We start from the raw sequence: 22346 nt of genomic DNA, 5'->3' as shown, positions 1-22346 counted from the left end.
TTCGCCTAAATGCTGCCAAATAGCTTTCAGTAGTGCTCTTTAGTAGTGCTCTTTAGTAGTGCTCTTTAGTAGTGCTCTTTAGTAGTGCTCTTTAATGAGGGCTTTGCAGTAAATTACGCAAGCAGCTAAACATTACATCCACTTGTGTATACAGTTTTGGCAAATTGCTCCTTGCTGCATTCTTATTGCCTTTTTCAAACAGTTCACAGGTGACAAGCCCCTGGGTATGTATGTCGTTATGTAAGCTCAGTAGTTCGCTAAAGCTTGGGTGCCCGGCATAATGCTGCTTACCTTCTCCTTTTAGCCATTCACCAAACCGGCAGTTATCAAGGCATGGATGAGGATCGTCACTTGCTGCTGAATCCAGATGTTTTCCGATCTGTTTTATCCAGGCTTTATGCTCAACTGCTGAGAACAGTAATGAAAAGTCATCGTGGTTAATGCGTCGTTGTTGCTGCCAACTGGCAGGTGCAGACCAGTTCGCTTGCCACGCCTGAAGATCGCTTGCAGGCATAGGTCTGGCAATGGCATAACCCTGAGCAAGGTCGCAACCGAGCTGCAGTAATAGCGTACCGTGCTCTATCTGCTCAACCCCTTCAGCTACCACTGTTCGGCGAAATGCATTCGACATTCCCATGATGCCTTCTAAAATAGCCAGGTCATCCGGGTCTTGCAGCATATCGCGCACAAAGCTGCGATCAATTTTTAGCACAGCGGCTGGCAAGTGTTTCAGGTATTTCAGCGAAGAATAGCCTGTGCCGAAGTCATCTAAGGCAAAACTAATACCGCTTTGCTGGCATTCAAGCATTACATCTGAGACTTGTTCAATGTCTTCAAGTGCGGATGTTTCGAGTATTTCAAGTTCTATATCTGTTGGTGATATATGGTTATGTGAGGCAATCATTGCCTGTAAGTTCGTGACAAAGTTGGTTTGCTGTAGTTCAAGAGCTGTGATGTTGATACTCATACTGATATCAAGCCCGGCTGCTTTCCATTCAGCGAGCTGATTGAGTGCTGTTCTGAGTACCCACTGGCCAATATTAACAGTCAGTGGGTGCCCTTCTACGGAGGGAAGAAAGCTACTGGGGAGTAACAAGCCCTGCTCCGGGTGTTCCCATCTAATCAGCGCTTCTACGCCTATCAGTGTGCCGTTTTTCATATTTACACGGGGCTGATAATACAACCGGAACTCATTATTGCTTAGCGCTTCGCGGATACGCTCAAGCCCCTGGCGTTGTCCACGTATAGTTTCTTCACGGTGCGGGTCAAAGAAATGTATGCGGTTTTTACCGGCAAGCTTGGCCTGGTACATTGCCTGGTCAGCCTGACGGATCAGTTGATCCGCTTCAATGCCGTTACGTTGCGGATAAAAAGTGACTCCAAGGCTTGAGGATACTTTTAACGTGAGTTGGTCTACTTCAATAGGCTGCGTGGTGGTTTGTAGCAAGCGTTTCAGTAATGGCATGGCATCATCGTCGCGGTCCATATCTAAAAGCACAGCGACAAATTCATCACCGCCCAATCGGGCAATGGTATCCCCTTCTCTTAATATCAGGCGGAACCGCTTGCCCAGCGCCATCAGTACTTTATCGCCAATTTCATGGCCATACTGATCGTTAACTTCTTTAAAACCATCCAGATCAAGATAAACAACCGCCAGCGTTTGACCGCGGCGCCTTTCCTGGTGCATAGCCTGTTGGAGACGATCGGCAAGCAAGTCTCTGTTAGGGAGGCCTGTCAGCTTATCGTGATATGCTGCATGCTCCAGCTCTGCCTGGTGTTTCTTGTAATCTGTGATGTCCTTACAGACGCCAACCCACTTGTGTGCATGCTCGCTATCATCCAGTAAAGGTAAAGCGTGATCACTCCAGTATCGGTATGCTCCATCAGCATGAAGGATTCTGTATTCGTACTTCAAAGGCTGTAACAGTGTTTTGTAGCTGTTACGCATTTCCTGAACTAAAGGTACATCTTCCGGATGAATCTGTGCCAGCCAATCTTCGGGGCTACTGATCTGCTCTTCTTCTGAGTAACCAAGAATACTGTTTATATCGCCAAACCAGGTTAGATTGCCGTTATTGGTTTCCCGCTCATAAATCAGATCATAAGCTGCCTGGCCAGCGATCATAAAACGCTGCTCGCTTTCCCGTAATGCTTTTTCTATATTCTTCAGTCGGGTTATATCAACGGAAATACCACAGAGCGCGTATACGCTGCCATCATCACGTTTTAGAGGGAGTTTAGTCGACTGAAATATAGCTGTGAGCCCTGTTTCAGGCACGGTGTTTGTTTCTTCAGCTTTGATAGTTTCACCGTGTAGTAGCACCCGGGCATCATTCTGACGGATCTCCTGGCTGGTACGGGCATCAAAAAAACGTTCATCGGGTGAGCCTATAATTTCTTCCATTGCTGCTCGCCACAGCTCACGCACTGGCTTGTTCGCAAACAGGTAGCGTCCTTCTGTATCTTTGAGATAAATATAGGCATCAACATTATCGAGAATCGTGCGGAGCTTGTATTCGCTTTCAATGACCTGTTCCTGGGCGGAGACAATGTCTGAAATATCCTGTGCAAGGATAAGCACTTGCTGATTGCCGCCGGGATCTTTGATGGACTTTTTGATTGCCCTGAAGTGGCGATTTTTTTGATCCATCTGTAAGAGAATGCGTGCTTCGCTTCGACTGTTGCTGTCTGGCAGGTCACGGGCGAAATACTCTGCCAGTGGAGCCGGGGCACTAAAGTCAGACTCCGGGCGGCCTATCAAGTCTTCAGTTGTCGTTTTATATAGCTTAGCTGCAGCCTGATTTCCCAGTAGCACAATGTTATTGCTGTCTTTAAGCAAAACCGCATCGGGGATTTCATTCACTACTGATTGAAGCAGGGTTTCCCTTTCATGCAGTGAACGCAAAGATTTGCTGAGTTGCTGTCTTGCAGTTTCAGCTTTTTGCTTAGCGGTTGACAGTGAGCTGAGACTGAAGAGTATAAACGCGAAGATTCCGGTGATTACGAGTGCAAGAATGATAAACCCAACAGTGATCATATTGAGTTCTGCTGATTTATTTGCCCACTCTCCCTGAGCAACGGCGGTTAGTTGCCAACTACCTAGCGGTAGCTGAATATCTGTCAGTATGGCGTCGTCGGTAAACAGGTCGCCATTACCGTAGAAAACATCGCCTTTTTTGCCTAATCCATCTTTACCACGAATAGCTATTTCTATAGGGAGCTGGTCGTAGAGGCCGCTGACACGGAAGAGTTTTTCTTTATCAATGACGGAGCTAACGATACCCCAGAAGTGGTCAGGTCGATAATCATTTCGCAGGTAAACGGGAACTCGGGCAATAAATGCCGAGCCACCCTGTACCAGATCAACAGGCCCGGCTAAAACAAGCTTGCGGGTTTTTCGGGCAATTTCAGCTGTACGGAACTGAGAAGGAATGCTGCGATAATCGAGACCTATTGCCTGTTCGTTCCCTTTTGTTGGATACATGAACTTGATTTTCATATCCGGGGCAGCAGCAACGTTACGTAAAATATTGTCGTCCCGGAATATAGCGCCAGCCAGTTTTTCAAACTCCTCCTGATTCATCTGAGGATTGACAGAAATGCTGGCAACGAGCCCTTTGGATAGCTGTAAGTCACTGGCAAGATTGTGTTCAAGCCGGTCTCTGATTTTGGATAAATGTTTGAGTATCTGTTCGCGTACTTCATTCTGATGCTGCTGAGCATATATCGCTTCAGCCTTGTACCAGCTATAAAATGTCAGTGCGAAAATAAGAAATGCAAAGCAGGCAATAAACAGCTTGCTCTTGCGATTAGCTGATTTAGCGGGATTCTGATCCCCGCGGCTACTGACCGAATCCTTTCGGTGTGATGATGAGCCTGAAGTCTTGATAAGACGTACCTTTTTGTATCGTTTAAAGCCTGTGTCTTCCGCTGCCCTGAATGCGTCCTTTGAATGTATTTAAGATAGATGGTTTTGTTTGAATTTGTAACCAAAATTATACTATTTGCTAATTGTTATCAGAGCGCTTCTAGTACGTGAATAGCTGATTGTAAGCTATTTATCTGATTCCTTCATAATTGTAATCATGTTTATCCCCCCGAACTGAGTAATCGAATGCTTATCAATTGAGTGTTTGAATATTTATATGTGTATACGAATGAAAAAGCCTCTCAAATCCAACAAAAATTGACCTGAATCTAAACTGAAGAAACTGACTTTGTTTAGACTTTGCCGCTTTCTAGTAACAGCAAATGGATTCTTGTGTCTTTTTCATCAATTACTGCATCCCCCCGTACCGATAAACTTGTCAGAGATGCGGCTCAGTGCCGGGTTTTAACTTGCGAGCCAACAGTCAGCCTTAAAGCAGCAACAGTTATGATGCAGAGGGAGCACTGCAGCTCCATTGTGATTGTTAATCAGCATATGCCTGTCGGTATCTGGACTGAAGCAGATGCGCTGCGCATTGATTTTACCGATACTGCATCGCTAAATCGTCCGGTAGCCGAGTTTATGAGCCCTGCGCTGCATAAAATAGATATGCAAAGTACGCTTGATGATGCTGCACTGGAATTTCGCCGGCAAAATATCCGCCATTTGATAGTTGTTGATGAAAATGATCAGCTTTGTGGAATACTTTCGCAGACTGATGTCGTCGTACATCAGGATGCTGAATTTTTTATCAGCATGACTGAAATTGATTCGCTGCTGCCTATCAGACACCCGCTGTGTCTGGATCAGAAGCGAATGTTCAGTGAAGCCGTTAGTCTGATGCGTAAAGCTAATCAGGATGCATTAGTCGTGACTTCGCAAGGCGAGCCGGTAGGTATGCTTACTCAGCGGGATTTGGTCAGACTGATTGGCGAGGGTCATGTAGATCGCCCATTATCTATCGTCATGAGTACCCCGCTGATCAGTGTGCCACGTTCGATGAGCCTGCTTGCAACCCGTTCACTGATGCAAAAGCGCTGTATTCGGCATATAGGCGTTAATCAGGATGACGGTAAATTGCTGGGCCTGATTTCATTTGGCGATATTCTTAATAATATTGAGCAGACATATGTTCGCCGTCTGCGTGCTGCATTGGCTAATCAGTCAGCTGATCTACAGGATGCTGCGCAACAGCTGCACATGGCGCATACCCTTATTGAAGCTTCAATGGACGGGATTATGGTGACTAATGATGACGGCATTATTGAGTCAATAAATCCTGCCTTCAGTATTCTTACCGGTTATGCGGAATCTGAAGCGCTTGGTAAGAAAGCCAGTCTAATTAGCTCTGGTAAGCATGACGCCGTCTTCTACGAAAAAATGTGGCGGTCGATTAACTCTCAGGGGCAGTGGAAAGGTGAAATATGGAACCGGCGTAAGAACGGTGAGGTATACCTTGAATGGCTGACAATCACCCGAATTTTAGAGCCGAACAGTGGCCGCTCCCTGTATGCCGGTATTTTCAGTGACATTACTGAGCGTAAGAAATCTGAGCAGATTATTGAAAACCTCGCCTACTATGATGCACTGACTAAATTGCCTAACCGGCAGCTATTGTTTGACCGACTTGATGTTGCGCTTGCCGGTGCTCACCGGGACAGAGGTAATGTTGCCCTGCTGTTTATCGATCTGGATCACTTTAAACGCATTAACGACACCCTGGGTCATACTATTGGTGACAAGGTCTTAATCGAAACTGCCGACCGCTTAAAGAACATTATCCGTGAGGGCGACACGCTTGCCAGAATCGGTGGTGATGAGCTTATCCTAATGCTTACTGAAGTGTCGGACGCAGATACTGTTGGACGTGCTGTACAGCGGATCGCGGAATGTCTGCAGCAACCTGTTAACGTTGAAGATAATGAACTATATGTGTCTGCAAGTATTGGCTGTGCCATGTACCCGGATGATGGCAAAGACCGGGAAACCTTGCTAAAAAATGCTGATATTGCGATGTATCGTGCCAAGCAAACCGGGCGCAACACCTTCCATTTCTATTCTCCTCAAATGGATGAGCTTTCTCATTTGCATCTTAAAATGGAAAACCGTTTACGGGGAGCACTGGTAAACAACGAGTTATTTCTTGAGTATCAACCAAAACGCTCTCTTGACGGTGAACGCATCGTTGGCGTTGAAGCCCTGCTTCGCTGGCAAGATAAAGAATTCGGCCGGGTGCCCCCGGATCAATTCATTCCTTTAGCTGAAGACTTGGGATTAATCAATGAGATTGGCAGCTGGGTGCTTGATCAGGCGGCAATGCAATGTCAGCGCTGGAAGGATGAAGGCATTGAGGATCTACACGTTTCGGTAAACGTTTCTGCGTTACAGTTTAAGCAGCAGGCGGTAATTGGTCAGGTAGAAAAAGCTTTACAGAGCAGTCAGCTTCAGGCCAGCTTACTGGACATTGAAATCACAGAAAGTTGCCTACTTGAAGACCTTAAGTCTGTGTGTCAGAGCCTTAAGTATCTTCGTAACCTTGGTTTAAGTATTTCTCTGGATGATTTTGGTACCGGCTTTTCAAGTCTGAGTATGCTGACTCAACTACAGGTGGATCATCTGAAAATTGATCGCAGCTTTATGAAAGGCATTCCAGGCAAGCCTGACAGTGAAATGCTGGTGTCTACAATCATCCTGATGGCCAAAAGCCTTGGCTTCAAGGTGGTTGCTGAAGGTGTTGAGACTGCCGAGCAAATGGCATTTTTAAAAGATAAAGGCTGTGACCAGATTCAGGGGTTCTATTTCAGTAAACCGGTAAGTGCGGCAGCTATCAGCGAAATGATGCAGGCTGATCTTTTGATAGAGCACTGACAGAGAGCAAATCTGTATGCTATGCCAGCGCTTAATTCCCTGGCATGGCAATACGTAAGATCATGATACTCAATGGCTGACTCTGAGAATTTGAATTGGTGATCAGAAGCTTGCCGCAGATACTGTCTCACAACAGTCATTCTGCGGAGCTAATCGTGTTGGATTATTTATCTCAGCTGTCTTTACCGTCGCTGGAAACGCCTCAGCTACAGGTCATGGAGCAATATCGGCTAAACCGTATTCGTGAGCAAATGCGCTTACAGGGCGTAAGCCTCTGCGTGTTGGCCAGTCCGGTTAGCTTGCGTTACGCGGTTAACTTTGTGGAATATCAGATGTTTCAAGCGCATATTCCCACTGCTTATCTGTTTGTACCTGTTGAAGGCCCTGTGACCTTGTTTGGTGCTAGCCAGCGGCATTATGATCAGGTTGATGCTTATTGCCCTTCCCGCTTTGTGACGCCATTTGATGGTGGTGTTGATCTAACATTGAACTGCAAGAATTTAGTTGCCGATATAAAATCCTTCATGTCAGAACACCGACTTGCTGATGGCTTTGTGGCTTTAGAAAGATTTTCACCGTTGATTAGCCAACAGTTGGTGCATGAAGGCTATCGCTTGCTGGACGCTGAATGCCTGGTTGAGCAGGCAAAGCTAATTAAACATTCAGTTGAGTTGGCCTGCATTCAAAAATCAGTTGCGGTGGCAGAGTTTGGTATTGGTCTTATGCAGCAGGCTTTGGAGCCTGGAGTGACTGAAAATCAACTTTGGTCGATTCTTCATCAGGTGAACATAGCCCATGGCGGCGATTGGATTGAAGGTAAAATGTTGGCTTCAGGTCCGCGGACGAACCCCTGGTTACAGGAAGCAACGCACCGGGTTATTCAGGCTGGTGAGCTGCTTGCTTTCGACACTGACATGATAGGTCCGCATGGTTATTTAGCAGATATATCCCGTACCTGGCTTTGCCCCGGTGCAGGGGCGAATGCGGAACAAAAAGATGCTTACCGACATGCATATGACGAAGTGCAGCATAATATTGATTTAATTCGGCCCGGTGTCGGCTTTAATGAGCTGGCTGAGTTGGCCTTTAAGCGGCAGCAAGAATACAAGGCACGCCGATATGTTTGTGCCTTTCATGGCGCAGGTTTATCTGATGAATATCCCAAGATTTATTATCCGGAGGATGGTCGTCACAATGACTATAATGACGTGCTTCAGGAGAATATGGTTATCTGTGTCGAAAGTTACTCAGGTACTGAAGATGGACGTGAAGGTGTGAAGCTAGAGCAGATGGTGCGGGTAACGAAAGACGGCAGCGAGCTTATCAGTCATTACCCGTTTGAAGACGATCTTTTAAATTAAATAGCCTTTATAAGCTTTTGTTTATAAAGTAAACGTTATCACCGGTGATGCAAGCAATCTTGTATCCGGGATGACTCCCAGCCCATGAGTTTCAGGTACTTTAAGCCGCCCGTTACTAATTTTTATGGGATGCTGAGGGTCATCATGTCCCTGTATATATGGCGCTGCTATCCAGCTGCCAGCAAACAGTGAAGGCTGAACAGTCGCGCCTAAATGGATGCAGGCTGCAGCGACTAAATCACCTCCCCAGCTGTCATCACAGGTAATAGGTAAGCCTGCTACCGCACAGATTTCCCGTACAGTGCGCATCTGGCTAATTCCACCCACGCGGCTTTGCTTCATACCAAAGCCATCTGCGGCATTATCCCGAATAGCCCGCAGCAGACAGTTCACATCTTCAATGACTTCATCCAGCCATATAGGGTGGTGACAGTTCTTTCTCAGATGAAGGCCTTGTTCATAGGTTTGGCAAGGCTGTTCAAAGATAAAACGAATATCGCGACAGGCCGCTGACAGCTGCATTGCATCACTGACATTCAGACCCCTGTTGGCATCCACTGCCAGAGCTGTTCCTGACTGAAGTACTTCAGCAACTTTATGAATACAGGCTATGTCTTCTTCAAGGGCTCTGCCACCTACTTTCAACTGCAGTCTTTGGAAACCTTCAGTCTGTTTTTTGATAGCAACTGCAGAAGCTTCTTCAGGGCTGCTGAGGCCTATCGCGTAATACGAAGGAATTTCAGTGTTTATCGCTCCGCCAAGTAAGTCGCATACTCTGGCATTGTAAGCCTTGCCTGCAAGATCCCAGCAGGCCATATCAATGGCTGATTTGGCGTAAAGGCTGCCACACAGCGCCTGATGCATACGGCTGTTGATCCGTTCGATATGTAATGGATTCTCACCCAGCAGATGAGGTGCGACTTCACCAATAGCGGCTCGCGCACCTGCAGCATGTTGCGGTTGATATGCAGGGCCAAGTGGACAGACTTCTCCCCAGCCTTCCTGGCCACATTCGGTGGTGATACGAACCAGCGTGGTATCCAATGCCGTCAGGGTTTGCAATGCCATTTTGTAGGCCGGTCCCTGAATTGGAAGGTCTTTTTGCCAGACATCTATACGATGAATTTTCATATTACTGAACTCCTGTTTGCTCAGTTATTACGCTGTGGCAGTAATACCAGCTTGCCAGTGAAGCCTTTGTTCAGAAAGGTTTGCTGAGCTTCAATAATATTTTCCAGCGGATAGCTTTTCGCAACCAGCGGTTTGATCTCACCTTTTTCGATGTACTTAACCAGGTTCTCAAATACATGTCGGGGCTGATAAGTGCAGCCAAAGAATGTCAGGTCTTTCAGGTACAGGCTGCGTACGTCTAGCTCGACAAGTGGCCCTGCAATTGCGCCGGCCACAGCGTAACGGCCGCCTGGACGGAGAATATCCAGTAACTCTGGCCACTGATTACCGGCTACCAGATCGACGACGCCATCCAGGCTGTCTTTGCCTAATGCCTTGAGTAAGTTATCGCCACGGTGAATCACTTGCTCTGCACCCAGCTCTAATAGCTCATCAGACTTTGCCGGACTACAGACTGCGATAACTCGTGCGCCGCGACGTTTCGCCAACTGAACCGCTGCGGAGCCTACTCCGCCGGAAGCACCGGTAATCAGTAACCGTTCTCCATCACTCAGGTTCATGCGGTCGAGCATGTTCTCTGCGGTTGAATAGGCACAAGGAAAAGATGCCAGCTCTGCATCTGTCATTGTGCTGTTCACAGCGAATGCTTCCCGTGACTGAGCTGTTGTAAATTCGGCGTAGCTGCCGTCACATTCTGAACCGTAGGTAAAGCATTCAAATGGATTATCGCTGCCTGCAGGCTGTTGCAGGTTGCGCACCAATACCCGCTCACCTAAACGGCTCTGATCGACCCCTTCGCCAACGGCCACTATTTCGCCACAGCAGTCGCAACCCTGAATACGTGGCAACTGTAGCGGAATCCCTGACCAGGACGCATCATCATCGTTGATGTCATCAAAACCTTCGCTGCCACCGGTATTCGTGTCACCGGAAACGGCCTTGGAGTACCAGCCGATACGGGTATTTATATCGGTGTTATTAATCGCGCTGGCTCCTACCTTTATAAGTACTTCTCCAGCCGAAGGTGTAGGTACAGGTACATCTGTGCGATAACTTAACTGGTCAAAGCCACCGTGGCCGGTTAGCTGAACGGCTGCCATGGTTTGTGGTACTGCAGCAGATTTGTTGTTACTAGACATCGGTTACTCCAGGGTATTTCTTATTGGATTTTATGCTACTTTAAAAAACAGCTGTTATTCAGGCAAACAAATAATTTAGAATCGCTGGTTCAGTAAAACTAAATAATGGATCATTCATGTTCCCTCTTCTTGATCTGGACCTGCTGCGAACCTTTGCTGCAGTGGTGCAAACCGGTGAGTTTAAAAAGGCAGCCAATACTGTGCATCGCTCCCATGCAGCTGTCAGTATGCAGATAAAGCGTCTTGAAGAGCAGCTTGGTTGTCAGTTAATGCAGCGCAATAATCAGGGTATTCGCCTGACAGAATCTGGCGAGATACTAATGGGTTACTGCGAGCAGTTTCTTAAGCTTAACGCAGCAACTTTCGGTGCGCTTGCAGAAGCACCGCTGGCCGGCAAAGTACGTTTTGGTATTCCAACGGATTATGCGCAGGACTTTCTGCAGGACTTTTTACCGGTATTGGGCAGCGAAATGCCTAATCTTGATGCCCGTATTATCTGTGACCGGAGCCGAAATCTTCGTGAAATGCTTGCGGCTGGTCAGTTGGATATAGCGATTGTTGCCGGTGAAGAGCAGTATCAGGATGAACAGCTCATCTGGACTGAAAGGCTTCAGTGGTGCGGCTCTTACGGCAATCAGAAAATTGACGATACGCCTTTGCCATTTGCTGTGCAGGAAGATAATTGTATTGTGAGAGACTTGGCGCTTCAGCAGCTTCAGGCCGCCCAGATCAATTATGATCGGGTTTTTAGCAGTACGGTACTGGATAATGTCGCTTCAGCAGTGGCTGCTGGTTTTGCGGTGTCGTTATTGCCTGAGTCATTGATTCGTTCCCGGTCAATCAAACCTTTGGAAGATGCCAGGCTGGATAATAATCAGGTGCTGAAGATGAATATGATTTGTTCTGCAGCAATTGACCCACGTATTAGTCAGCGACTGACCGAACGGCTTCGTGAAGCTGCAAGTCAGATTCTGAGTAAGCCGCTAATTTAGCGATTTAATGAGTATTTTCAGTTAACGCTATTCGCTGCTCAATCCCAATTTCTCTAGCTTCGCGTAGAGTGTTGCCCGGGAAATGCCCAGCAGCTTGGCTGTTTTAACTTTGTGGCCCTGGGTATAGCTCAGCGCGCTCAGTATCGCTTGCCGTTCTGTTTCCGCAATACTCTGCGCCAGAGGCTTAGGTGCAACTGATTCGGGCTGAATAAGCGCTTCTGCTGGCAGAGTTCTGGATGGTGGCAATACTGAACTGAGGAATTCAGCTTCAATAACTGTTTCTGTATGTAGTACGCAAGTACGCTCTAATACATTGCGCAGTTCTCTGACATTACCTACCCAGGTTTGATGTCGAAGTAATTGTAATGCTGTGAAACTGAGTTGTTTACTGGGTATGCCAAGGGTAAGGCAGATATCGTCAATGATGTTTTCGCAAAGCGCTTCAACATCTTCCAGGCGCTTTCTCAAAGGTGGCAATTCAATTGGCATTGCATTGAGTCGGTAATACAGATCTGCACGAAACTCGCCCTGCTCAACCATCGCCGCTAAATCCCGGCTGGTTGCAGCAATGATGCGGATATCGATAGTTTGAATGTCATTTGAGCCCAGCGCTGAGAATTCTTTTTCCTGTAAGACCCTTAATAACTTGGCCTGTACATTCAACGGCATGTCGCCGATTTCATCGAGAAATAAACTGCCGCCATCTGCTAGTGCCAGTTTACCTTTACGGCCGGCTTTGCTGGCACCGGTATAGGCACCGGCAACGCTGCCAAAGAACTCTGCTTCTATCAGGTCATTCGGTATTGCTGCAACGTTAATGCTTACAAAAGGAGCGCTGCTCCGGGGAGAAAGGTCGTGCAGTGCCTGGGCAAACAGTTCTTTACCTGTACCTGTTTCTCCGGTTAGTAATACTGAAATATCAAATCGGGCCGCCTGACGGACCTGCTTTTTAACATGGCTCATGACCGGGCTATTGCCGATCACCCGGGATAATCCGTAGCGTGGCCGGTCACTGTTTAAGCGGTCTTTAGCTGCCTGAAGTTCATTCTGTAACTTGTTGTATTTCTTAACTAAAGGGTTGATGCTATCGGTTGCTACAAATCCAAAGGCACCGATAATCTTATCATCTTCATCTTTCAGCGGAATCACACTGATGACTACCCACTGGTCACTGATATAGAGCAAATCCAAAAATACTGGCTGACCACTTTCTATGACAGAAGGTAACCGGCTGGTTGGAATAATATCGCTGATATGTCTGCCTAATGGTGATTCTTTCAGGCCGAGAAAATCAAAATACGCCTCACTAATCCAGACAATAATACCCTTCTCGTCTGTAGATACAGAGTGTTGGTAGAAGCTATCAAAAGACTGACTCAGAAACGCCATTGCTCGCTGTTTGAGTGATGCCTGTTGTGTGTCATCCCAGATCATAAAGCGCCTTAAAAACTAATAAGTGTCTAGCTATATAGACAGTTTTGTCTGAAAAACTAGACGCATTGTGTCTAGTTATGTAGACATAAAATATCTGCAATGCATTTTATTAGCAAATTATTAGACGGTACCTTCGAAAAATCAATGAGTTACAAACATGGCACGGGGCCTGCTATAGCCTTAGCAGAAACGTAACGAGACTAAATGAAATAGTTACCTAAGAATTAGCAGTTTTAAATTTAGCGCAGCGGGTTTAACCGGCCTTACCGGAAAACAGGCATCTGCCTGCCGGTAACGCGCTCATAATAATAACGGAGAACATCTATGCAGACTCGAACAGCACTGGTGACTGGCTCTAGCAGCGGTATTGGCTTGGCATGTGCACACCGGCTGGCGGCCAGTGGTATGAATGTAATGCTACATGGTCTGGAAGATGAGATTTTTGGTCAGCAGCTGTGCGAACAGTTCGCGAAGTATCCTGTTAGTTGTGCTTATCACCGCGCAGACTTAAGCGATGTTAGTCAGCTGGAATCACTTATAAGCAATACTTTGAGTCATTTTGGAGGCTTAGAAGTACTGGTTAACAATGCAGGTATTCAATATACGGCTCCCACCGAACAGTTCCCTCCTGAAAAATGGGATCAGATAATTGCTGTTAACCTCAGTGCCGCATTTCATACCACACGTTTGTGCTTGCCGCATTTTCAGCAGCAAGGCTTTGGTCGCATCATCAATATTGCTTCTGTACATGGTCTTGTCGCGTCGGTAGATAAAGCGGCTTACGTCGCTGCCAAGCATGGCCTTATCGGCTTCACAAAAGTTGTTGCTCTGGAAAATGCTGCAGCCGGTATTACTGCTAATTGTATTTGCCCTGGCTGGGTCGATACACCTTTGCTTAATGATCAGATTACTGCCCTGGCGGTACAAAACAACTGCAGTACAGAGCAAGCAAAACATGATTTGGTAGTTGATAAGCAAGCCTACCCTGACCTGGTAAAACCAGACGCTATCGGCGATATGGCGGTGTTTTTGTGTAGCGATTCAGCCTGCGCAATTAACGGCGCAGCAATGCCTATCGATGGCGCCTGGAGTGCCCAGTAACGACTGCTCAAAACCTGAATGATTTTTAAAGGAAAGACGCTAGAACCGGAAAATTTGAACCTAACTATAAAAAATTGATAAACAAGGACTCATTATGAAAAAAATAAAATCGATGTTCGCTGTATCACTGTTAACGGCTGCGATGGCAGCAGGCACAACTGTCGCTTCGGCTGCTGATAAAATCCTGCTGAAAACCCCAATCGCTTTTGGTTCGCACTTACCTGCGTTAGGTACCCCAATTAAATGGGTATCTGAACAGCTGAAAATCATGAGTGATGGCTCAATGAAGATGAAAATCTATGAGCCAGGCAAACTGGTTGCACCGAAAGAAATTCTTGATGCGGTTTCATCAGGTAAGGTGAACTCAGGTTACGCAACAGCCGGATACTGGCAAGGTAAAATGCCTACCGCCGCGTTATTTTCAGCGGTACCTTTCGGACCTGAAGCAGGCGAATACATGGCCTGGATTTATTATGGCAACGGCCTGAAGCTGTATCAGGAAATGTATGACACCAACGGTTACAACGTAAAGGTCATTCCCTGTGCGATTATTTCCCCGGAAACCTCTGGCTGGTTCAGTAAGGAAATTAACAGCCCTGCTGATCTTGATGGCCTAAACATGCGCTTCTTTGGTCTTGGCGCTTCTGTTATGGAAAAACTGGGCGTATCGACTTCTCAGTTACCAGGCGGTGAAATCTTTGGTGCACTGGAGAAAGGTGCAATTGATGCGTCTGAGTTCTCTCAGCCAGCGATTGATCAACTGCTAGGTTTTTACAAAATTGCTAAGTACAACTACTTCCCAGGCTGGCATCAACAGGCGACTATCTTTGAATTACTGGTTAACAAAGATGCCTGGGCTAAAATGTCTCCAAGCCAGCAGGCGATCGTTGAGAATACCTGTAAAGCATCTATGACCAATGCAATCGCTGAAGGCGAGTCTATGCAGTTTGAGGTGATGGCTAAAGCCCAGGAGAACGGTGTGAACATCCGTTACTGGAGCGATGACATGCTGAATACCTTCAACGAGAAGTGGCTGGAAGTAGTTGCCGACAAGACAGCTGCAGATCCTTTCTTTAACAAAGTGTGGGATGACCTGAGTACTTTCCGTAAGGGTTATGATCTTTGGGAAGCCAACGCTTTCTTGCCGCGAACTAAGAACTAAGCTCATACTGACTATTCTTAAAGCATTAGCAGTGCAATGGTTTTAACTGTTGCGCTGCTTTCTGTGTAGAGCTTTAAGAAAAACGACATTCGAAAATAACAATAAAGGATGCATCGGGTGAATGAAGAAACAAGCACACGTCCCTCAGTACCGGTTGCCGACTGTATCGATCGGTTTATTCAGAAGATTGGCGGTCTGATTGCATGGTCTTACGTATTACTTGTACTGACAATCATGGCCCAGGTTGTTCTGCGTAAAGGCTTTTCAAATGGCTTAATCGCCCTTGAAGAGTTGCAATGGCACTTGTATGCCATAGGGGTAATGTTTGGCCTAGCTTATGCGCAAACCACCAACTCACACATCCGTGTGGATCTGTTCTATACCAAATTCCGTGCCCGCAGTAAGTATCTTGTCGAAATCTTCGGCATTCTGTTTTTACTGCTGCCATTTATTACTGTGATCTTTCTGCACAGTCTGGATTTCGTCGCTGATGCCTGGCGCATCAATGAACATTCAGAATCTCCTTCCGGTCTGCCCTGGCGCTGGCTAATTAAGAGTGTGATTCCGCTGAGCATGGCGATGTTAGCACTGGCGGTTTTGTCTCGTCTGTATCGTGATACCGTGCTGCTGATCAGAGGGGACGCTTGATGGAAATTAATGAAATTCTTGTTATCGCGATGTTTGTGTCATTCATCGCACTGTTATTCACGGGCATTCCTGTCGCCTGGGTATTAGGCGGCATCGGCGTGATTTTTGCCGGCATTGGCTACCTTGCTGATACCTATTTCGACACGATTACCGGGCTGGAATATCTGACGCTAGGGTTGGTTGTAAACCGCCTCTGGAAGATCATGGATAACTGGATTCTGGTCGCCCTCCCCATGTTCATATTTATGGGCATCATGCTAGATAAGTCTGGTGTTGCGGAACGGCTGATGAAGTCCATGCAGGAGCTGTTCGGAAATGTCCGCGGTGGCTTAGCGATTACCGTTACGGCTATCGGGATTATCCTCGCGGCGTCTACCGGCATCATTGGTGCTTCAGTCGTGTTACTCGCGGTAATGTCTTTACCTTCCATGACCAAACAGGGATATTCGATGCCGCTTGCGCTGGGTACTATTGCCAGTGCCGGCACCTTAGGCATTTTAATTCCCCCCAGCATTATGCTGGTCATCATGGCCGATCAGTTAGGTTTATCCGTAGGTGATCTGTTCATGGGCGCGGTCTTCCCCGGCCTGATGTTAGGCGCGATGTACATTGCTTATATTCTGATTACCGGCTTTCTTAAGCCTGACTCAGCACCTTTGCCTGTGGATGCCAAACCAGTCACCTTTGCCACACTGATTTCAGTACTGAAGGCGATTCTGCCGACATTAGCATTGATCTTCGTTGTACTGGGGTCGATATTTGCGGGTATCGCCACACCAACGGAAGCCTCCGGCGTGGGTGCTTTCGGGGCAACTATGCTGGCAATTTATAACCGCAAGTTCAGTTTTAAAGTGCTGAAAGAGGTTATGACCGGCACCTATAATACGACCGCTTACATTTTCGCCATTTTCATTGGGGCGACCTGCTTTGCTCTGGTATTACGGGAGTTGGGCGGTGATGAGCTGATTGAGTCTTTCCTGACCGGTCTGCCATTTGGTCCGTACGGCATTATCTTCTTTATTCTGGGTGTGATCTTCTTGCTGGGTTTCTTCCTCGACTGGATCGAAATCACGCTGATCATTCTGCCATTACTGGCACCGGTTATTTCGGCGCTGGGCCTGGATATTAACGGCTACGGCGTTGTCGATAATCCGGAGCTGGTCTGGTTTGTGATGTTGGTCGCCATGGCCTTGCAGACATCCTTTCTCACCCCACCGGTCGGTTTTGCCCTCTTCTATCTGAAAGGTGTATGCCCGCCGAATGTGAAAATTACAGATATCTATAAGGGGGTGACGCCTTTCATTATCCTGCAATTAATGGGCTTGTTGGTGTTGGTCTTCTGGCCACAACTTGTACTCTGGTTACCGGCAGCTGCTTACGGGTAATTGTGTGCTGGAGAATGCGTCAGTGGCTGTATATACTCAGCCGCTTATTTCTTAGCAGATATATTAGAAAAGCAACGTATGAGCTCATTTGAAGTTAGTCGATACCATGATGAATGGGGTCCCATTCATGTTCTTAGCGACAATGACAATATTTATCTGACCTTCGGTAACGGTGGTGAGCAAAGCGGTATGCAGGTGAACCAGCCTGACCGGCTGATGTTTCAATATACCCAGTGCATGATGCTGGCCTTACTGCTGATAGACAATCCCCGTAAGGCCACCTTGCTGGGATTGGGTGCAGTCTCTCTGGCTAAGGCTCTGTTACTGGCCGATGATAATATTGAGTTAACGGTTGTTGAGCTTCGGGAAAAAGTTGCTCAGGCGGCACGGGACTGGTTTTCCCTACCGGATTCTCAGCGACTTGACCTTCGCATAGGAGATGCATTTCAGCATATCCAGCAGCCTGTTTTACCTGTTGGTGAGCAAGAGTTACTGTTTGTTGATTTGTATCTGGATAACGGCCTTCAGGATCAGCTTATTGATCCGGTGTTTTTACAGGCCAGTTATGACCATCTTTGTGATGAAGGTGTGATGATCATCAACCTCTGGGATGAAGGCAAAGGCATTCTGCCACTGTGTATGGATACTTTGCAGGAAGTCTTTGGCTCACAGCCATTGCAGGCCAGTACCCAGGAAGGCAACGTTATTGTTTTCGTCGGTAAAGATGTTCAACTTGATCCTCATCCCCGTCGTTTACAGGCGCAGGCGAAAAAACTGGGTAACCATCTCGATGTACCTCTACAGCGGCTATTAAACCGCTTACAGGTCGTCGTTTAATATTTCCAGGACGCTGTTGTAGCGCTTTAAAGCATTGCCTTTAAGATGTCTGTCAGACGCTTAAGGGCTTTTGCGTATACATCATCATAGGGCGGTATCAGTACTAACCTGATGTAGTTCCTGAAACGCGACGCCAGGCTAAATACTTCACCAGGCAGAAAGTCACAGTCGTTCTGTTTAGCTTGTTTTCGTACTGCTGATACGTCCACATGATCAGGTAACCTGATCCACACCGCATAGCCACCGCTAGGTGACGTAATCTCTACTTTATCTCCCAACTCTTGGTAAAGGTAATCACTGGCATCGGCTATGAATGCTTTCATCTGTCCTCTCCAGCGGCGTAGCTGGCTGGCATAGCGTGAGCCGTTTAAATAATTGGCGAGAGCTTTCTGGCGAAAATACGGCCCGCTGATCTGACTGATAGCCACCTGAGTCATATAGGCATCGCGAAACCTTCCCGGTAAACACCAGCCAACCCGCTCACTGTCCCCCACTATCTTTGATATTGAGCTGACCAGCATGCACCAGCCGTCCGTGTCATAACTGATGACAGGTCGCGGCTGAGGCTCAGAGAAATTCAGTGTGGCGCAAATGTCGTCCTCAATAACTGGAATCTGTTGTGTGTTGGCCCATTTAGCAATGTCACGTTTGTAGTCATCGCTGATTGTTACACCTGTTGGGTTATGGCAAATAGGATTTATGATCAGTGCTGCGATGTCACCGCTATTTCCTTTATTGTGCATTACAGACTTAAGCGTTGCGTAGTCCGGCCCGGCCGGCGTCATTGGAATTTCCACAGCATTAAGTTTTAACTGGCCAAGTAACGCCAGATAACCTGGAAACGCAGGTGTTGGCACGGCAACATTGTCTCCGGGCTCACAGACAACCCGTAACGCATGTTCCATAGCATGCTGACAGCCACTGGTAATCTGAACCTGTGTAGCATTGATATTAAGCCTGCGCTGTTCATACAGGCGGCAGAGTGCTTCCCGTAATGGTAGATATCCAGCAGAGCTTTCCATTCCCCGACGCGAAGGCTGCAACAAAACTTTGTGATAATGCCGCTGGAATGAACGGAACATTTCAAGTTCAGGTGACAGCACCATATTAATGAACTGGCCATTAGCCTGCCCATTAAGGATTGAAGCATCGAGCCATTTCTGTGCTTGCGGTGCCAGTTTTGGATCTGCTTTGAAGGGTTCGAAGGGCTGATAGTGCGTTTGCGTTTTCGGCTGAAAGTTTACCCGTGTTCCCTGGCGTGGCTGACGGCTGATCAGATCATCCTGCTCCAAAGTATCTAATACGCTGCGAATAGTATTAATGCTGACACGATAATCTTTTGCCAGTTGCCGTACTGCTGGTAAACGCACACCATGACTCAGCTCGCCATTACGAATCTGCTGCTCTATCTGTCCTGCTATCTGTAAATATTGTGGTTGATGGTTAACAGCGTTGTTAGCGAGTTCGGTCATATCATTCGTATCCAGAGCTAATGCATATAAGCAAGTCAGTAGAGTATGGATCTAAGCCTATCAGTCCGGATAAGTATGAAAAGCAATAAAGTTTGTGTCCATTAATTATTATGCTTTGTGTGTCTGTGTCCGTCAGACATTCTGCTCATATACTGATGACTCACAAAACACTTTGTCTGGAAAATACGATGTCTGCGAATCTTGAATTGCTCATGCCATTCGTACTGGTTGCTTACACTATGTGGGCTACACCAGGGCCTAATAACATGATGCTTGTTTATTCAGGCGCAAAATTTGGTATCCGCGCTACCTTGCCGCATATATTCGGTATTCTTGCGGGTACTGTATTGCTAAATTCACTGGCAGTACTGGGATTAAAGCCGCTGATTGAAACCTGGCCAGAGACAATGTTAGTACTGAAAGTACTTGGCAGTGTCTGGTTAATTATGATTGGTTGGAAAATGGCCAATGCGCGTCAGACTAGCGATGACAAGCAGGTAGAAAAACCTATGCGCTTTATCATGGCTGTACTGTTCCAGTTTGCCAATCCTAAAGCGATTAGCGCCACTCTTGCCCTTGTCAGTCTGGTATTGGTGGCGATTGAACAGGATCCGCAGTTATTCTGGCTGGTATTGCTGATAATTCCGCCACTGAGCTTTCTGTCGATTACCCCCTGGGCTGTTGCCGGCCGGGCTATCCGCAGATTCCTGTCCACTGAGATGCGTTGGAAAATTTTCACCTGGGGAACAGGTGGTCTGACGGCAAGCTGCGCACTGTTCTTGTGGGTTTAGATTTTCTATTTCATGTGTATGCCAATTAACCCGGCTCAATTGTCAGGTTAATTGGTATTGTCTCAGGACATACTTTTTTAGATTCTAAGTAGGTTAATAACAAATCTTCTTCCGGAATCGTAATTGACTGGAACTGACATTTTCAAATGCTATTCACCTGCGTGAAAAGCAGATCCTGTAACATTAGTCTGACAATTCATTTGCTGTATCTATAAAAATACCCTGTATATCCTTTGCTTCTCTCTCAGTTTGGCCTCCGTGCTTAAGGAACGCAGCAATAATTGTTTGTGTTTTCTGCTCTTTAGCTCTTTCAAGAAAATAGCGTAACTCCAGCTCGGCTCCCGCTTCTTCGTCACTAATTGAAGTAGCCACGATTTCCTTGTACATGACAATGTCGCGCAATTCCCAGTTTTTTATGGTAGTAAGCAACAAGTTAAGAAAGCTTTCCAAGTCTGACTTTGGAACAAATTGGGTAATAATATTAAGGGCTTCAGCTTGTTGAGCTGTGTAATCTACGCCCGTTAATAAAGCCTGAAGTGCTTTGTTTTTCCCCATACGACGAGCAAATTGAACAGCTCCTTGCCCACCTGTTGGGATGTTTATAAACAGTTCTGGCTGCGCAAATGCTGAATTCTCGGTTCCATATGCCAAATCACAGGCCATAACAAATTCATTACCGCCACCACGGGCTACGCCATCAACTACCGCAATAGAAAGTTGCTGCATAGATTTTATATTACTGATCATATGGCTGAACTCGATACTGGCAGCTTGCCCTCCCGGTGTGCCATTAATGATATTCAGATCAAGATGAGCCAGGAAGAATGACTCATGTGATGATTTGAATACAACAGCTTTAATGTCACGGTTACCTTTAAGAGAAAGAATAAAAGTGTTCAGTTCGTTAATCAGATCAATAGTTAGAATATTAACTGGAGGATTGTTGACTTCAACGTTTGCTATTCCATCTTTGATGGTTACGTTCAATTTACTCATGACTCTTTCTCCTCGGTTCTTTGCCCTGTTTGTTTATTAAGGCTTACATCAATCAACTTGCAATCTACTGTATGCTTGAAATTGGTGATGATAAATGATCATATTTGAATATGTTTGATTCCATATAGGCAACAATTTATGTCAATGGACTTTTCGAGTCGCTTACTGCTATTGCTAGATGTTGTGGATTTAGGTTCTTTCACAGACGCTTCTGAGCGTCGTAATGTGAATAGATCTGTCATATCCAAACAGATCAGTAAACTTGAGTCAGAATTAGGCGTACGGCTTCTAAACCGAACGACACGGTCTTTGTCGTTAACTACTGCAGGGCATCAAATGGTGAAGCAGGCTATTAGCCTTCGCGATTTACTTAATGAAACACAGGCGCTTGCGCAGAATTATCATGCTGAGCCCAAGGGTGTACTTCGAATTACCAGTAGCAGTTACTTCGGCCGGGAGTATGTACAAAAAGCAATTTTGCTTTTTCAGCGTAAATATCCAGACGTCGAAATTGAATTACGCCTGGAAGACAGAACCGTTGATATAGTGGCTGAAGGCTATGACATAGGCTTCCGTACCGGAAAGCCAAAAGATTCCACACTGGTTGCCAGAAATATTGCCAGAAACCGTTTATTGATTGTCGCCTCTCCAGAATTTATTGAAAGGTATGGAGAGCCATCTACGATTTCAGATTTAGAGCAGCTTCCTGCGGTGGTATATTCAACGACAGGTCTTTTGATTGATAAAGTTAAGTATTTTGATAAGTCAGGTGCTGAAGCATCAATAAAGCTGCATGCTGCGTATAAAGTCAGCGAGCTCGATATGCTGACGAACACGGCCATTGCAGGTAATATGCTTTCGCTGGTAACGGCCCAAATGATTAATAATGAAGTCTTGGAAGGACAGTTAGTTCCAATAATGACGGATTTAAATTTGGCTGATTACGGGACTTTCTACGCTGTATATCCGCACCGTGACTCACCGATTAAAACTCGTCTGTTTATCGATACGCTTAAAGAGATTATTGGTGAAGGCATTCCCGCATGGGAAAAACGTATACCGGGTTTTAATAAAATGTACGGACGATCAGAAGATTGA

At 46.4% G+C, this 22346-nt stretch carries 16 protein-coding genes; 10 read left to right on the top strand and 6 right to left on the bottom strand.

What is annotated here, in order from left to right; all coding sequences use genetic code 11:
• Nucleotides 1-91: 91 nt before the first annotated feature.
• A complete protein-coding gene (locus OCU49_RS12105) occupies nt 92-3604 on the bottom strand; it encodes an EAL domain-containing protein (RefSeq protein ID WP_261845229.1) in 3513 nt (1170 codons plus the stop codon).
• A gap of 660 nt (nt 3605-4264) precedes the next feature.
• Between OCU49_RS12105 and OCU49_RS12100 the strand changes: the two genes are divergently transcribed.
• Both OCU49_RS12100 and OCU49_RS12095 read left to right on the top strand, forming a co-directional pair.
• Nucleotides 4265-6799, top strand: coding sequence for an EAL domain-containing protein (locus OCU49_RS12100; protein ID WP_261840828.1), 2535 nt, complete (start codon nt 4265-4267; stop codon nt 6797-6799).
• A gap of 155 nt (nt 6800-6954) precedes the next feature.
• Nucleotides 6955-8160, top strand: coding sequence for a M24 family metallopeptidase (locus OCU49_RS12095; RefSeq protein WP_261840827.1), 1206 nt, complete (start codon nt 6955-6957; stop codon nt 8158-8160).
• Between the two features lie 21 nt (nt 8161-8181).
• Here the strand turns inward: OCU49_RS12095 and OCU49_RS12090 are convergent, their stop codons facing one another.
• Complete coding sequence (locus tag OCU49_RS12090; protein ID WP_261840826.1) at nt 8182-9291, bottom strand: mandelate racemase/muconate lactonizing enzyme family protein; 1110 nt, start codon at nt 9289-9291, stop codon at nt 8182-8184.
• A 20-nt stretch (nt 9292-9311) separates the two neighbouring features.
• Entirely contained in the window at nt 9312-10430 is a 1119-nt protein-coding gene (locus OCU49_RS12085) for an alcohol dehydrogenase family protein (protein ID WP_261840825.1), read from the bottom strand.
• Between the two features lie 116 nt (nt 10431-10546).
• Between OCU49_RS12085 and OCU49_RS12080 the strand changes: the two genes are divergently transcribed.
• Nucleotides 10547-11422, top strand: a complete 876-nt coding sequence (locus tag OCU49_RS12080; RefSeq protein ID WP_261840824.1) for a LysR family transcriptional regulator — start codon at nt 10547-10549, stop codon at nt 11420-11422.
• Nucleotides 11423-11449: 27 nt separating this feature from the next.
• Here OCU49_RS12080 and OCU49_RS12075 read toward each other — a convergent pair whose 3' ends face one another.
• Complete coding sequence (locus OCU49_RS12075; RefSeq protein WP_261840823.1) at nt 11450-12856, bottom strand: sigma-54 interaction domain-containing protein; 1407 nt, start codon at nt 12854-12856, stop codon at nt 11450-11452.
• A gap of 324 nt (nt 12857-13180) precedes the next feature.
• Here OCU49_RS12075 and OCU49_RS12070 point away from each other — a divergent pair, with 324 nt between their 5' ends.
• The 5 genes from OCU49_RS12070 (at nt 13181) to OCU49_RS12050 (ending at nt 17989) form a co-directional block, all read left to right on the top strand.
• Nucleotides 13181-13957 (top strand): 3-hydroxybutyrate dehydrogenase, encoded by a 777-nt coding sequence (locus OCU49_RS12070; protein WP_261840822.1) that lies wholly within the window; start codon nt 13181-13183, stop codon nt 13955-13957.
• Between the two features lie 94 nt (nt 13958-14051).
• The gene (locus tag OCU49_RS12065; RefSeq protein WP_261840821.1) at nt 14052-15119 is read left to right on the top strand and encodes a TRAP transporter substrate-binding protein; all 1068 of its coding nucleotides are present in this window, start codon (nt 14052-14054) and stop codon (nt 15117-15119) included.
• 108 nt (nt 15120-15227) lie between these two features.
• Nucleotides 15228-15767 carry a TRAP transporter small permease subunit gene (locus OCU49_RS12060; protein WP_376787874.1) on the top strand — a complete coding sequence of 180 codons (540 nt, stop codon included), beginning with the start codon at nt 15228-15230 and terminating at the stop codon, nt 15765-15767.
• Entirely contained in the window at nt 15767-17152 is a 1386-nt protein-coding gene (locus OCU49_RS12055; protein WP_261840819.1) for a TRAP transporter large permease, read from the top strand. The genes OCU49_RS12060 and OCU49_RS12055 overlap by 1 nt, the downstream gene beginning before the upstream one ends.
• A gap of 78 nt (nt 17153-17230) precedes the next feature.
• Nucleotides 17231-17989 carry a spermidine synthase gene (locus OCU49_RS12050; protein ID WP_261840818.1) on the top strand — a complete coding sequence of 253 codons (759 nt, stop codon included), beginning with the start codon at nt 17231-17233 and terminating at the stop codon, nt 17987-17989.
• A 26-nt stretch (nt 17990-18015) separates the two neighbouring features.
• On the opposite strand, the gene OCU49_RS12045 is transcribed toward OCU49_RS12050, so the two are convergent.
• Nucleotides 18016-19461, bottom strand: coding sequence for an aminotransferase-like domain-containing protein (locus tag OCU49_RS12045; protein ID WP_261840817.1), 1446 nt, complete (start codon nt 19459-19461; stop codon nt 18016-18018).
• A gap of 188 nt (nt 19462-19649) precedes the next feature.
• On the opposite strand from OCU49_RS12045, the gene OCU49_RS12040 reads away from it, so the two are divergent.
• Nucleotides 19650-20252: a LysE family translocator gene (locus OCU49_RS12040; protein ID WP_261840816.1), complete on the top strand. Its 603-nt coding sequence runs from the start codon at nt 19650-19652 to the stop codon at nt 20250-20252.
• A gap of 183 nt (nt 20253-20435) precedes the next feature.
• On the opposite strand, the gene OCU49_RS12035 is transcribed toward OCU49_RS12040, so the two are convergent.
• Nucleotides 20436-21248, bottom strand: a complete 813-nt coding sequence (locus OCU49_RS12035; protein WP_261840815.1) for an enoyl-CoA hydratase/isomerase family protein — start codon at nt 21246-21248, stop codon at nt 20436-20438.
• 138 nt (nt 21249-21386) lie between these two features.
• On the opposite strand from OCU49_RS12035, the gene OCU49_RS12030 reads away from it, so the two are divergent.
• Entirely contained in the window at nt 21387-22346 is a 960-nt protein-coding gene (locus tag OCU49_RS12030) for a LysR family transcriptional regulator (protein WP_261840814.1), read from the top strand.

It is taken from the genome of Aliamphritea ceti (genome assembly GCF_024347215.1).
Taxonomy (GTDB): Bacteria; Pseudomonadota; Gammaproteobacteria; order Pseudomonadales; family Balneatricaceae; genus Amphritea; species Amphritea ceti.
The sequence above is the reverse complement of the archived record's forward strand: the minus strand, read 5'-3'. Positions and strand labels throughout refer to the sequence as shown.